The 12,812-nt window shown below is 75.6% G+C and carries 14 protein-coding genes; 13 read left to right on the top strand and 1 reads right to left on the bottom strand.

Features of this window, described 5'->3' with window-relative positions:
- Positions 1 to 110 precede the first annotated feature (110 nt).
- The 10 genes from rpsM (at position 111) to glmM (ending at position 8,866) form a co-directional block, all read left to right on the top strand.
- A complete protein-coding gene (gene rpsM / locus GTR00_RS01030; protein ID WP_166609805.1) occupies positions 111 to 491 on the top strand; it encodes a 30S ribosomal protein S13 in 381 nt (126 codons plus the stop codon).
- A 90-nt stretch (positions 492 to 581) separates the two neighbouring features.
- Complete coding sequence (gene rpsK, locus GTR00_RS01025; RefSeq protein ID WP_106209584.1) at positions 582 to 989, top strand: 30S ribosomal protein S11; 408 nt, start codon at positions 582 to 584, stop codon at positions 987 to 989.
- A gap of 153 nt (positions 990 to 1,142) precedes the next feature.
- A complete protein-coding gene (locus GTR00_RS01020) occupies positions 1,143 to 2,156 on the top strand; it encodes a DNA-directed RNA polymerase subunit alpha (protein WP_166609804.1) in 1,014 nt (337 codons plus the stop codon).
- Between the two features lie 60 nt (positions 2,157 to 2,216).
- Positions 2,217 to 2,840 carry a 50S ribosomal protein L17 gene (gene rplQ, locus GTR00_RS25370; protein ID WP_166609803.1) on the top strand — a complete coding sequence of 208 codons (624 nt, stop codon included), beginning with the start codon at positions 2,217 to 2,219 and terminating at the stop codon, positions 2,838 to 2,840.
- A gap of 155 nt (positions 2,841 to 2,995) precedes the next feature.
- The gene (locus GTR00_RS01010) at positions 2,996 to 3,856 is read left to right on the top strand and encodes a tRNA pseudouridine synthase A (RefSeq protein ID WP_166609802.1); all 861 of its coding nucleotides are present in this window, start codon (positions 2,996 to 2,998) and stop codon (positions 3,854 to 3,856) included.
- Positions 3,857 to 3,944: 88 nt separating this feature from the next.
- A complete protein-coding gene (locus tag GTR00_RS01005; RefSeq protein WP_166609801.1) occupies positions 3,945 to 4,427 on the top strand; it encodes a SixA phosphatase family protein in 483 nt (160 codons plus the stop codon).
- A gap of 113 nt (positions 4,428 to 4,540) precedes the next feature.
- A complete protein-coding gene (locus GTR00_RS01000; RefSeq protein ID WP_166609800.1) occupies positions 4,541 to 6,223 on the top strand; it encodes an ABC-F family ATP-binding cassette domain-containing protein in 1,683 nt (560 codons plus the stop codon).
- Positions 6,224 to 6,397: 174 nt separating this feature from the next.
- Positions 6,398 to 6,841, top strand: coding sequence for a 50S ribosomal protein L13 (gene rplM, locus GTR00_RS00995; RefSeq protein WP_166609799.1), 444 nt, complete (start codon positions 6,398 to 6,400; stop codon positions 6,839 to 6,841).
- 35 nt (positions 6,842 to 6,876) lie between these two features.
- Positions 6,877 to 7,374 carry a 30S ribosomal protein S9 gene (rpsI, locus tag GTR00_RS00990; RefSeq protein ID WP_407659565.1) on the top strand — a complete coding sequence of 166 codons (498 nt, stop codon included), beginning with the start codon at positions 6,877 to 6,879 and terminating at the stop codon, positions 7,372 to 7,374.
- Between the two features lie 136 nt (positions 7,375 to 7,510).
- Positions 7,511 to 8,866: a phosphoglucosamine mutase gene (glmM, locus tag GTR00_RS00985; RefSeq protein WP_166609798.1), complete on the top strand. Its 1,356-nt coding sequence runs from the start codon at positions 7,511 to 7,513 to the stop codon at positions 8,864 to 8,866.
- 33 nt (positions 8,867 to 8,899) lie between these two features.
- Here the strand turns inward: glmM and coaA are convergent, their stop codons facing one another.
- Positions 8,900 to 9,817: a type I pantothenate kinase gene (coaA, locus tag GTR00_RS00980; RefSeq protein WP_407659567.1), complete on the bottom strand. Its 918-nt coding sequence runs from the start codon at positions 9,815 to 9,817 to the stop codon at positions 8,900 to 8,902.
- A gap of 300 nt (positions 9,818 to 10,117) precedes the next feature.
- Between coaA and glmS the strand changes: the two genes are divergently transcribed.
- The 3 genes from glmS to GTR00_RS00965 all read left to right on the top strand — a co-directional run.
- Entirely contained in the window at positions 10,118 to 11,989 is a 1,872-nt protein-coding gene (glmS, locus tag GTR00_RS00975) for a glutamine--fructose-6-phosphate transaminase (isomerizing) (RefSeq protein WP_166609797.1), read from the top strand.
- A 90-nt stretch (positions 11,990 to 12,079) separates the two neighbouring features.
- Entirely contained in the window at positions 12,080 to 12,433 is a 354-nt protein-coding gene (locus tag GTR00_RS00970; RefSeq protein WP_166609796.1) for a holo-ACP synthase, read from the top strand.
- Between the two features lie 96 nt (positions 12,434 to 12,529).
- Positions 12,530 to 12,812, top strand: a 283-nt coding sequence (locus tag GTR00_RS00965) for an NAD(P)H-hydrate epimerase (protein WP_323132119.1), incomplete at its 3' end; no start/stop codon positions are given.

Raw genomic sequence — 12,812 nt, 5'->3', positions numbered from 1 at the left:
CCGGTGACCACCGGTGCGGGCGACACCCCCGGTCGGAGGCCGGGGACCCGCCCGACGAGAGCGGGAGCGGCGCTGCGGCAGACCTCCGCGACAGAAGAGGGACCACCGCAATGGCACGTCTCGTCGGTGTCGACCTCCCCCGCGAGAAGCGGCTGGAGATCGCGCTCACGTACATCTACGGCGTCGGGCGCACGCGCGCCCAGGAGACGCTGACCGCGACGGGCGTCAGCCCGGACCTGCGCGTCCGCGACCTCACGGACGACGACCTGGTCGCGCTGCGCGACCACATCGAGGGCAACTACCGCGTCGAGGGCGACCTGCGCCGCGAGGTGGCCGCCGACATCCGCCGCAAGGTCGAGATCGGCACCTACCAGGGTCTGCGGCACCGCCGCGGCCTGCCCGTCCGCGGGCAGCGCACCAAGACCAACGCGCGCACCCGCAAGGGCCCCAAGCGCACCGTGGCCGGCAAGAAGAAGGCCGGCCGCAAGTAAGACGCGCGCGGCCCCCCGGGCCGCCTCGCGAGCCGTGCACCGGCTCGCCCTCGCACTCAGTCGTCGCAGTCCACCAGGAGCCCGGACACCATGCCTCCCAAGAGCCGTCAGGCCACGGCGACGCGCAAGCCGCGTCGCAAGGAGAAGAAGAACGTCGCGCACGGTCACGCGCACATCAAGTCGACGTTCAACAACACGATCGTCTCGATCACCGACCCGACCGGTGCGGTGATCGCCTGGGCGTCGGCCGGTCAGGTCGGCTTCAAGGGGTCGCGCAAGTCCACCCCGTTCGCCGCCCAGATGGCCGCCGAGGCCGCCGCCCGCCGCGCCCAGGAGCACGGCATGCGCAAGGTCGACGTCTTCGTCAAGGGTCCCGGCTCCGGCCGGGAGACCGCGATCCGCTCGCTGCAGGCCACCGGCCTGGAGGTCGGCGCGATCCAGGACGTCACCCCCAGCCCGCACAACGGCTGCCGGCCCCCCAAGCGTCGGCGCGTCTGACCCGGTGACGGCGCCGGCCCTCCCCCCGACGGGGGAGGGCCGGCGCCTCCCAGGCCGGCTCGCGCCGGTCCAGCCAGCCAGACCCCGTCGGTGGACCGATGCTGACGGGCGTGCGGGGCGTCATATGGCGGACGCCCGCGGGAAGGAACCTCCGTGCTGATCGCACAGCGCCCCACCCTCACCGAAGACGTCGTCGACGAGTACCGCTCGCGCTTCGTCATCGAGCCCCTCGAGCCCGGCTTCGGGTACACGCTGGGCAACTCCCTGCGCCGGACCCTGCTGTCGTCCATCCCGGGCGCGGCCGTGACGAGCCTGCGCATCGACGGCGTGCTGCACGAGTTCACCAGCGTGCCGGGGGTCAAGGAGGACGTCACCGAGATCGTCCTCAACGTCAAGAACCTCGTCGTCTCCTCCGAGCACGACGAGCCCGTCGTGATGTACCTGCGCAAGCAGGGCCCGGGCGCCGTGACCGCCGCCGACATCGCGCCCCCGGCCGGTGTCGAGGTGCACAACCCCGACCTGCACATCGCGACCCTCAACGGCAAGGGCAAGCTCGAGATGGAGCTGACGGTCGAGCGCGGCCGCGGCTACGTCTCCGCCGCCCAGAACAAGTCCGGCGAGCAGGAGATCGGCCGCATCCCGGTCGACTCCATCTACTCGCCCGTCCTGAAGGTGACGTACAAGGTCGAGGCCACCCGCGTCGAGCAGCGGACGGACTTCGACCGCCTCGTCGTGGACGTGGAGACCAAGCACGCCATCACCCCGCGCGACGCGGTCGCCTCGGCCGGCAAGACGCTCGTGGAGCTGTTCGGCCTGGCGCGCGAGCTCAACGTCGAGGCCGAGGGCATCGACATGGGGCCCTCGCCCACCGACGCGGCGCTGGCCGCCGACCTCGCGCTGGAGATCGAGGCGCTGGACCTGACGGTCCGCTCCTACAACTGCCTCAAGCGCGAGGGCATCCACACCGTCGGCGAGCTGGTCTCGCGCAGCGAGGCCGACCTGCTCGACATCCGCAACTTCGGGCAGAAGTCCATCGACGAGGTCAAGGCCAAGCTGGTCGGCATGGGCCTGCACCTCAAGGACTCCCCGCCCGGGTTCGACCCGAGCACCGCCGTCAACGACTTCGAGGAGGACGACTCGTCCTTCGCCGAGGACGAGCAGCTCTGACCGTCCGCTGACCGTCGCCCGCAGGACCGGGCGACGGCGACCCCGAGGAGATCGACAACCATGCCCACCCCCACCAAGGGTCCGCGGCTCGGCGGCGGGCCGGCCCACGAGAAGCTCATCCTCGCCAACCTGGCGACGCAGCTCTTCGACAACCGCAGCATCACCACGACCGAGGCCAAGGCCCGCCGCCTGCGCCCGTTCGCGGAGAAGCTGATCACCTTCGCCAAGAAGGGCGACCTCGCCTCGCGCCGCCAGGTGATGCGGACCGTGCGCGACAAGTCCGTCGTGCACTTCCTCTTCACCGAGATCGGCCCGGCCATGGCCGAGCGCAACGGCGGCTACACCCGCATCGTGAAGATCGGCCCGCGCAAGGGCGACAACGCCCCCATGGCGGTCATCCAGCTCGTCATGGAGCCGGTCAGCGCCAAGCAGGCCACCGTGCGCGAGGCCGAGCAGGCCGCCGCCAGCGCCGCCGCGGCCTCCACCGCAGCGGCCGTCGCAGCCGACGCCGAGGCCGGCCAGGCCGCGGCGGAGGAGCCCGTCGAGGGCGGCGGCGTGGACCAGCCCGACACCCTGCCCGACGCGGGCGTCGAGCTGGACGCCACCGAGGCCGACCCGAGCGACGAGTCCGCCGGCACCACCCCGGTGACCTCCACCGAGGGCACCACCGAGGACAAGGCCTGAGCGCCACCCCCTCGCACGCCGACGAGCCCGCCCTCCCCACCGGGGAGGGCGGGCTCGTCCGCGCCGGGAGCACCGGGGAGCGGGCACCGGGCGCGCCCGGTGCCCGCTCCCCGGGCACCTCGCCCGCGCAGGACGGCGCGCCCGCGCAGGACGCGGTGCGGCTGCGCCTGGACCTGGGCTACGACGGCACCGGGTTCGCCGGCTGGGCGGAGCAGCCCGGCCTGCGCACCGTGCAGGGCGAGCTGACCCGCGCCCTGGGGCGCGTGCTGCGCCTGGAGCCGCCCCCGCGCACGACCGTGGCCGGGCGCACCGACGCGGGCGTGCACGCCCGCGGCCAGGTCGCCCACGTCGACGTCCCGGCCGCGGCGCTGGCCGCCGCCCCGGGGCGCTCCGGCTCCACCCCGGAGGTCGCCCTCGTGCGGCGGCTGGCCGGCGTGCTGGCCCCCGACGTGCGCGTGCACGCCGTGCGCCGGGCACCCGCCGGCTTCGACGCGCGCTTCTCCGCGCTGCGCCGCCGCTACGCCTACCGCGTCAGCGACCACCCCGCCGGCGCCCCGCCGCTGCGCCGCCACGACGTGCTCGCCCACCGCCGTCCGCTGGACGCCGCCGCGATGGACGCGGCCGCCCGCTCCCTGGTGGGCCTGCACGACTTCGCCGCGTACTGCCGCCCCCGCGCCGGCGCCACCACCGTACGCACGCTCCTGGCCTACTCCTGGCGCCGCGAGCAGGACGGCCCCGACGCCGGGCTGCTCGTGGCCGACGTGCGCGCCGACGCCTTCTGCCACTCCATGGTCCGCGCCCTGGTGGGCGCCGCGCTGGCCGTCGGCGAGGGCCGCCGCGACGTCGACTGGCCCGCGCGCGTGCTCGGGCTGGCCGTGCGCGACCCCGCCGTGGCCGTCGTCGCCGCGCACGGGCTGTGCCTGGAGGAGGTCTCCTACCCGGCCGACGCCGAGCTGGCCGCCCGCGCCCGCGAGGCGCGCGCCGTGCGCTCGCTGCCCGGCGCCGCGCGGCCCTGAGCCGTCCCCGCCGCCGCCCGGGCGGCGGCGGGCAGGGCGCTCGGGGGCTGGTGCGGGCCCGCCGCCGGGCGTGGGGCACTCTTGCGCGGTGCCCACGCTCGTGCTCGTCCGCCACGCCAAGGCGGACACCCCCCTCGGCCTGCAGGACATCGCCCGCCCCCTGACCGAGCGCGGCCGCGCCGACGCCGCCGCGGCGGGGCGCTGGCTGGCCGGCGAGGTCGCCGCGCCCGACCTGCTGGTGACCTCCCCGGCCCGCCGCACCGAGGAGACCACCGCCCGGCTGCTGGACGCCTGGGGCGTCGAGCCCGCCGTCGTCGACGAGGAGCGCGTGTACGAGGCCTCCCTGGGCGACCTGCTGCGCCTGGTGCGCGGGCTGGACACCGAGCGCCCCGACGCGGTGGTCGTGCTCGTCGGGCACAACCCCGGCCTCAGCGACCTGCTGGAGGCCCTGACCGGCGAGGTGCAGCAGCTGCGCACCGCCGGCGTCGCGGTCCTGGACGTGGCGGGGGAGTGGGCCGACGCCGACAGCACCAGCTGCACCCTGCGCACCGCCGCCACCCCGCGCGCGTGAGGCGCGCAGCGCCCGTGCGGCCCGTGCCGTCCGTCCGTGCCGTGCGGTCCGTGCGGGTGGCGGCGGGAAAACCCGGCGCGCCGGTGCGGCGCGCCCGGGCAGACTGAGCGCCCGTGGGTCACGTCGACGTCCAGGCCGTCAGCCACGAGCTGCCCGACGGGCGGCCCCTGCTGCACGAGGTCTCCTTCCGCGTCGCCGACGGCACCACCACGGCGCTGGTCGGCCCCAACGGCACCGGCAAGACGACGCTGCTGCGCCTGGTCGCCGGGGACGAGCCGCTGCAGTCCGGCGCCGTCGCGCGCAGCGGCGGGTTGGGCGTCATGCGCCAGTTCGTCGGCTCGGTGCGCGACAGCACCACCGTCGGCGAGCTGCTGCTGTCGGTGGCGCCCCCGCCGCTGCGCGCGGCCGCCGCCGCCGTGGAGGCGGCGGAGCTGGCGATGCTGGAGACCGACGCCGAGCGCGAGCAGGTGCGCTACGCGCAGGCCCTGGCGGACTTCGGCGACGTCGGCGGCTACGACGCCGAGGTCGGCTGGGACGAGTGCACCGCCGCGGCCCTGGGGGTGGGCTTCGAGGCGTGCCGGCACCGCCTGGTGCGCACCCTCTCCGGCGGCGAGCAGAAGCGCCTGGTGCTGGAGGCCCTGCTGCGCGGCCCCGACGAGGTGCTGCTGCTGGACGAGCCGGACAACTACCTCGACGTGCCCGGCAAGCGGTGGCTGGAGGAGCAGCTGCGGGCCACGGCCAAGTCGGTGCTGCTGGTCAGCCACGACCGCGAGCTGCTCTCCGCGGCCGCCGACCGCATCGTCACGCTGGAGCCGGGCGCGCTGGGCGCCGTCTCCTGGGTGCACGGCGGCTCCTTCGCCACCTACGGGGCCGCGCGCGCCGCGCGCGGGGAGCGGCTGGAGGAGCTGCGCCGGCGCTGGGACGAGGAGCGCGTGAAGCTGCGCGCCCTGGTGCTCACGCTGCGCGAGAGGTCGAAGTTCAACGACGGCATGGCCTCGCGCTACGCGGCCGCGCAGACCCGGCTGGCCCGGTTCGAGGAGGTCGGCCCCCCGCAGGCGCCCCCGGCCGCGCAGGACGTGCGCATGCGCCTGCGCGGGGGGCGCACGGGCAAGCGCGCCGTGGTGTGCGAGCGGCTGGAGCTGACGGGGCTGATGGCGCCCTTCGACGCGGAGCTGCACCTGGGCGACCGGGTGGCGGTGCTCGGCTCCAACGGCTCGGGCAAGTCGCACTTCCTGCGGCTGCTGGCCGCCGGCGGCTCCGACCCGGACCCCGAGCACGCCCCCGTCGACGAGCACCCCGTGGCGCCGGTGCCCCACGCGGGCGCGGTGCGGCTGGGGGCCCGGGTGCGCCCGGGCTGGTTCGCCCAGACGCACGAGCAGCCCGCCCTGCTCGGGCGCACCCTGCTGGACGTGCTGCACCGCGGCACCGACCACCGCAGCGGGCTGGACCGCGAGGCGGCCGCGCGGGCGCTGGACCGCTACGGCCTGGCCGCCGCCGCCGAGCAGCGCTTCGAGCACCTCTCCGGCGGGCAGCAGGCCCGGCTGCAGATCCTCCTGCTGGAGCTGTCCGGCGCCACGCTGCTGCTGCTGGACGAGCCCACCGACAACCTCGACCTGCACTCCGCCGAGGCGCTGGAGCAGGCGCTGGCCTCCTTCGAGGGCACCGTGGTGGCCGTCACGCACGACCGCTGGTTCGCGCGCGGCTTCGACCGCTTCCTCGTCTTCGGCGCCGACGGGCGCGTCGTGGAGAGCGCGGAGCCGGTCTGGGACGTCGCCCGGGTGGCCCGAGCGCGCTGAGCCGGCGGGGCCCGCACCAGCCGTTTTGACCCGTCGGCGATCGGCCGGGTAACGTCATGGGTCGTTGTGCCCACGCAGTGCCTGTCGGCCCGGCCCCCGCAACGGGGACCCCGGAGCGGACGGCCCCGAGCGCGGGCCCGTTCCGCAATCGTCTCGAGGAGATGGGCAAGCCCCGTGCGCACGTTCACCCCGAAGCCCGGCGACATCGACCGCCGCTGGCTCGTCATCGACGCGGAGGACGTCGTCCTGGGTCGCCTCGCGTCGCAGACGGCCACCCTGCTCCGCGGCAAGCACAAGCCGACCTTCGCCCCGCACGTCGACGGCGGCGACTTCGTCGTCATCGTCAACGCGGCCAAGGTGGCCCTCACCGGCTCCAAGCGCGACCAGAAGATCGCCTACCGCCACTCCGGCTACCCGGGCGGCCTGAAGGCGACCAGCTACGTCGACCTGCTGGAGAAGAGCCCGGAGAAGGCCGTCGAGAAGGCGGTCCGCGGCATGCTGCCGAAGAACTCGCTGGGGCGGCAGATGCTGTCCAAGCTCAAGGTCTACGCCGGCCCGGAGCACCCGCACGCGGCGCAGCAGCCGCAGCCCTTCGAGCTGACCCAGGTCGCGCAGTGAGCACTGCGCCCACTGCGAACTGACTGAGGAGAACCGTGGCCGAGTACACCACCGAGACCGTCGACGACATCACCGAGTCCGACGAGTTCACCGGCACCTACACCAGCGAGTCCGCGCAGCCGCAGACCGGCGGCAACAGCGTGATCGCCCCCGGCGGGGCCACCGGCCGCCGCAAGGAGGCCATCGCCCGCGTGCGCATCGTCCCCGGCTCCGGCAAGTGGTCGATCAACGGCCGTGAGCTGGAGAACTACTTCCCGAACAAGGTGCACCAGCAGCTCGTCAACGAGCCGTTCCGGGTCACCGCGCTCGAGGGGTCCTTCGACGTGATCGCCCGCATCCACGGCGGCGGCAGCTCCGGCCAGGCCGGTGCGCTGCGCCTGGGCGTGGCCCGCGCGCTCAACGCCATCGACCTCGAGGCGAACCGCCCGGCGCTGAAGAAGGCCGGGTTCCTGACCCGCGACCCGCGCGCCACCGAGCGCAAGAAGGCCGGTCTGAAGAAGGCCCGCAAGGCGCCGCAGTTCAGCAAGCGCTGATCCGCGCCCGTTCCGGCGGGCACGTTCAGCACCGGCGGCGCCAGCGCCGCTGCACCACCACGACGGCCCCGGGGGACACCGCCCCCGGGGCCGTCGTGGCGTCAGGACCGGTTCGACCGAGTGGGGAGCAGGCGCAGTGGGACGACTCTTCGGCACCGACGGGGTGCGTGGCCTGGCCAACGTCGACCTCACGGCGGACATGGCCCTGGGCCTGTCCGTCGCGGCGGCCACCGTGCTCGTGGAGCCGGGCGGCGAGACGCACCCGCGCGCCCTGGTGGCCCGCGACCCGCGCGTGTCGGGGCAGTTCCTGTCCGCGGCCGTCGTGGCCGGCCTGGCCAGCGCCGGGGTGGACGTGCTCGACGTGGGTGTCCTGCCCACCCCTGCGCTGGCGCACCTGGTGCAGACCTCCGGCGCCGACTTCGGCGTCGTGCTGTCCGCCTCGCACAACCCCATGCCCGACAACGGGCTGAAGATCTTCGCCCGCGGCGGCGTGAAGCTGCCCGACGAGGTCGAGGACGCCGTCGAGCGCGAGTTCCGCAGCGGTGGCGGGCGCCGCCCCACCGGCGCGGCCGTCGGGCGCGTGCACTCCGGCCCCGACGTCGAGCAGGACGCCGCCGACACCTACGTCGCGCACCTGCTGGCCTCCCTGCCGCACGCGCTGGACGGCCTGCACGTCGTGGTGGACTGCGCCAACGGCGCGGCCAGCGCCATCGCCCCGCGGGTGCTGGCCGAGGCCGGCGCGCGCGTGACCACCCTCTTCGCGCACCCCGACGGGCTGAACATCAACGACGGGTGCGGCTCGACGCACCTGGGCCCGCTCACCGAGGCCGTCCTGGCGCACGGCGCCGACGTCGGCATCGCCCACGACGGCGACGCCGACCGCTGCCTGGCCGTGGACGCCGCCGGGGACGTCGTCGACGGCGACCAGATCCTGGCCGTGCTGGCGCTGGCGCTGCGCGACCGCGGGGAGCTGACCGGCTCCACCCTCGTGGCCACCGTCATGAGCAACCTCGGCCTGCGCCTGGCCATGCGCCGCGAGGGCGTGCGCCTGGTGGAGACGGCCGTGGGCGACCGCTACGTGCTGGAGGCGCTGAACGCCGGGGGCTGGAGCATCGGCGGGGAGCAGAGCGGGCACGTCGTGCTGCCCGCGCACGCCACCACCGGCGACGGCGTGCTGACCGCGCTGCACCTGCTGGCGCGCGTGGCGCAGACCGGGCGCCCCCTGGCGGAGCTGGCCGGCGTCGTCGAGCGCCTGCCGCAGGTGCTCGTCAACGTCCCCGGCGTGGACAAGTCCCGCGCGGGCCGGGACGAGGCGCTGGCCGCCGCCGTGGCCGCCGCCGAGGCGGAGCTGGGGGAGACCGGCCGGGTGCTGCTGCGCCCCAGCGGCACCGAGCCCCTCGTGCGGGTCATGGTCGAGGCCGCCCGCACCGAGCACGCGCAGGAGATCGCCGACCGCCTCGCGGGGGTCGTGCAGCAGCGCCTGGCCCTGTGAGCCGGCCCGGCCGCTCCCGCCGCCGGGCCGGGCTCAGATCTTGCGCAGCCGCACCTGCTGCACCGAGTGGTCGGCGCCCTTGCGCAGCACGCACGTGGCCCGCCCGCGGGTGGGGCGCACGTTCTCCACGAGGTTCGGCTCGTTGATCTCCGCCCAGATGCGCTCCGCGCGCGCCACGGCCTGCTCGTCGGTGAGCTCGGCGTAGCGGCGGAAGTACGACTCCGGCCGGCTGAACGCGGTGCGGCGCAGCTCCAGGAACCGCGACACGTACCAGGAGCGCACGTCGTCGGTGCGGGCGTCGACGTACAGCGAGAAGTCGAAGTAGTCGCTGACGGCCACGCCCTGGGTGCCGTCGGCGCGCACCCGCGCCGGCTGCAGCACGTTCAGGCCCTCGACGATGAGCACGTCGGGGTGGCGCACCACGATCTCCTCGCCGGGCACGATGTCGTACGTCAGGTGCGAGTACACCGGCGCGCGCACCTCCGCGGCCCCGGACTTCACCGACGAGACGAAGCGCAGCAGCGCCCGGCGGTCGTAGGACTCCGGGAACCCCTTGCGGTGCAGCAGCCCGCGGCGCTCCAGCTCCGCGTTGGGCAGCAGGAACCCGTCGGTGGTCACCAGCTCCACGCGCGGGGTCTCCGGCCAGTGCGAGAGCAGCTCGCGCAGCACGCGCGCGGTGGTGGACTTGCCCACCGCCACCGACCCGGCGACGCCGACGACGAAGGGGGTGCGCCGGGTCCGCTCGCCCAGGAACGTCGAGGTCGCCGCGTGCAGGCTGCCGGTGGCGCGCTCGTACAGCGTCAGCAGCCGCGACAGCGGCAGGTACACCTCCTCCACCTCGCGCAGGTCCACGCGGTCGCCCAGGCCGCGCAGCCGCCCGAGGTCCTCGGCGGTCAGCGTCAGCGGCGTGGAGGCCCGCAGCCGGCTCCACCCCTCGCGGTCCAGCACCACGTAGGGGGAGCCCTCCGACGTCTCCCGGTGCGTCTCCCGGTGCGCCTCCCGGTGGGCCTCCGGGTGCGGCTCCCGGTGCGGCCCGGGCGTGCTGGCGCCGCGCTGCGGCGGCGCCGCCGGCGCCTGCGGGGTCCCGGGCAGGGGTCCGGCCGTGCTCACCGGCGGCACGGTACCCGGTGCCGGAGCGCGCCCGGCGCGCTCGCCCGGCCGGGCGGGCCCACCCGGCGCCGCGACGCGCGCGCGGGTGGCGCCGCGAGCGCGCTCCACCGGCGCACCGCCCGCGGACCGTACGCTGCTGGCATGTGCGGCATCGTGGGCTACGTCGGGCGACCCGGGGCACCGGGCGCGGCAGCGGGGGGCGGCGCCGCCGTCGCCCTGGAGGGGCTGCGGCGGCTGGAGTACCGCGGGTACGACTCCGCCGGCATCGCCGTGGTCAGCGAGGGGGCCGTGGCGGTGCGCAAGCGCGCCGGCAAGCTCGCCAACCTCGTCGAGCTGCTGGACGCCGACCCGCTGCCGGCGGCGCACACCGCGATCGGGCACACCCGCTGGGCCACCCACGGCGGCCCCACGGACGCCAACGCGCACCCGCACGTCGACGGCACCGGCCGCGTGGCCGTCATCCACAACGGCATCGTGGAGAACTTCGCGGCCCTGCGCGCCGAGCTGCGCGAGAGCGGCGTGGAGTTCACCAGCGAGACCGACACCGAGGTCGTCGCCCACCTGCTCGGCGCCCAGCTCGAGCGCACCGGCGACCTCACCGAGGCCATGCGCGCGGTGTGCCTGCGCCTGGAGGGCGCCTTCACGCTGCTGGCCGTGCACGCCGACGCCCCCGGCGTCATCGTCGGCGCCCGCCGTAACTCCCCGCTCGTGGTCGGCCTGGGCGAGGGCGCGAACTACCTCGGCTCGGACGTGGCCGCGTTCATCGCCCACACCCGCGAGGCGCTGGAGCTGGGCCAGGACCAGGTCGTGACCATCACCCCCGACGCGGTGGACGTCGTCGGCTTCGACGGCGCGCCCGCGCAGGGCCGGCGCTTCCACGTCGACTGGGACGCCTCCGCCGCCGAGAAGGGCGGCTTCCCCTCCTTCATGGCCAAGGAGATCCACGACCAGCCCCAGGCCATCGCGGACACCCTGCTGGGGCGCACCGACGCCGGCGGGCGCCTGCAGCTGGACGAGATGAAGATCTCCGAGGCGGAGCTGCGCGCCGTCGACAAGATCGTCGTCATCGCGTGCGGCACCGCCGCCTACGCCGGGCAGGTCGCCAAGTACGCCATCGAGCACTGGTGCCGCATCCCGGTGGAGGTGGAGCTGGCGCACGAGTTCCGCTACCGCGACCCGGTGGTCTCCGAGCGCACCCTCGTGGTGGCGATCTCGCAGTCCGGCGAGACCATGGACACGATCATGGCGGTGCGCCACGCCCGCGAGCAGGGCGCCAAGGTGCTGGCCATCTGCAACACCAACGGCTCCACCATCCCCCGCGAGTCCGACGCCGCGCTGTACACGCACGCCGGCCCGGAGATCGCGGTGGCCTCCACCAAGGCGTTCCTCGCGCAGATCACCGCCTGCTACCTGCTGGGGCTGTACCTGGCGCAGCTGCGCGGCAACAAGTTCGCCGACGAGGTCGCCGACGTCCTCGCCCAGCTGCACGAGGTGCCCGGCCAGGTCCGCCAGGTCCTCGACGGCCTGGAGCAGGTGCGCGAGATCGCCCGGTACATGGCCGACACCCGCTCGGTGCTGTTCCTGGGCCGCCACGTCGGCTACCCGGTGGCCATGGAGGGGGCGCTGAAGCTCAAGGAGCTCGCCTACATCCACGCCGAGGGCTTCGCCGCCGGCGAGCTCAAGCACGGCCCCATCGCCCTGGTCGAGCCCGGCCAGCCGGTGTTCGTCGTCGTGCCCAGCCCGCGCGGGCGCGACTCGCTGCACTCCAAGGTCGTCTCCAACATCCAGGAGGTGCGCGCCCGCGGGGCCCGCACCCTCGTCATCGCCGAGCAGGGCGACACCGAGGTGGAGCCGTACGCGGACGTCGTCATCCGCATCCCGCGCACCTCCACGCTGCTCTCGCCGCTGCTGGCGGTGGTGCCGCTGCAGGTGTTCGCGTGCGAGCTGGCCACCGCCAAGGGCCTGGACGTCGACCAGCCGCGCAACCTGGCCAAGTCCGTCACCGTCGAGTGAGCACCCGCTCCGCCGCGCGCTGAGGGCACCCCGCCGGGGGCGGCCCGGACCCCTCGTGGGACCGTGGCCGCCTGCCGGAGGGGGATGACCGTGATCGTCGGAGTGGGTATCGACGTCGTCGACATCGCGCGGTTCGCGCGCCAGGTGGAGCGCACGCCGCGGCTGCTGGACCGCTTGTTCGGCGACGGCGAGCGCGGCCTGCCCGCCGAGTCGCTGGCCGCGCGCTTCGCCGCCAAGGAGGCCGTCGCCAAGGCGCTGGGCGCCCCGGTGGGCCTGGTGTGGCGCGACGTGGTCGTCGAGCGCGAGGACGGGCACCGCCCCGAGATCGTCGTGCGCGGCAGCGCCGAGCGCATCGCCCGCCAGGCGGGCGTGGAGCGCTTCCACCTCTCGCTCTCGCACGACGCCGGCATCGCCACCGCGATGGTCGTCGCCGAGGGCAGCTGACCCGGCGCTGACCCGGCGCTGACCCCGCGCTGACCCCGCCCCGGGCGCCCGGTCCGCCGGCGTGCCGAGCGGGCCCGGCGGTGCCAGGGTCGGGGCGTGATCGAAGCGCACGCCGTCGCCGACGTCCGCGCCGCGGAGCGGGCCGTGATGGCCACCGTGCCCGAGGGCGCCCTCATGCAGCGCGCCGCCGCCGCCCTCGACGCCGAGTGCGCCGCGGTGCTGCGCGCCGCCACCGGCCGCGTCACCGGCCGCCGCGTCGTCGTCCTCGCCGGCGCCGGCGACAACGGCGGCGACGCCCTGTTCGCCGCCGCCCGCCTCGCCGGCCGCGGCGCCGGCGTCCTGGTGCTGACCACCGCGCCCACCGCGCACGGGGAGGGCC

It is taken from the genome of Kineococcus indalonis (genome assembly GCF_009906395.1).
GTDB classification, from domain to species: Bacteria; Actinomycetota; Actinomycetes; order Actinomycetales; family Kineococcaceae; genus Kineococcus; species Kineococcus indalonis.
Note: the sequence above shows the minus strand (reverse complement) of the source record. Positions and strands in the feature narration are given on the sequence as shown.

What these genes read in the sequence shown, in the direction of transcription:
- rpsM (WP_166609805.1), top strand. Translation starts at nt 111, where the DNA reads ATGGCACGTCTCGTCGGTGTCGACCTCCCCCGCGAGAAGCGGCTGGAG.
- rplQ (WP_166609803.1), top strand. Translation starts at nt 2,217, where the DNA reads ATGCCCACCCCCACCAAGGGTCCGCGGCTCGGCGGCGGGCCGGCCCAC.
- glmS (WP_166609797.1), top strand. Translation starts at nt 10,118, where the DNA reads ATGTGCGGCATCGTGGGCTACGTCGGGCGACCCGGGGCACCGGGCGCG.
- rpsK (WP_106209584.1), top strand. Translation starts at nt 582, where the DNA reads ATGCCTCCCAAGAGCCGTCAGGCCACGGCGACGCGCAAGCCGCGTCGC.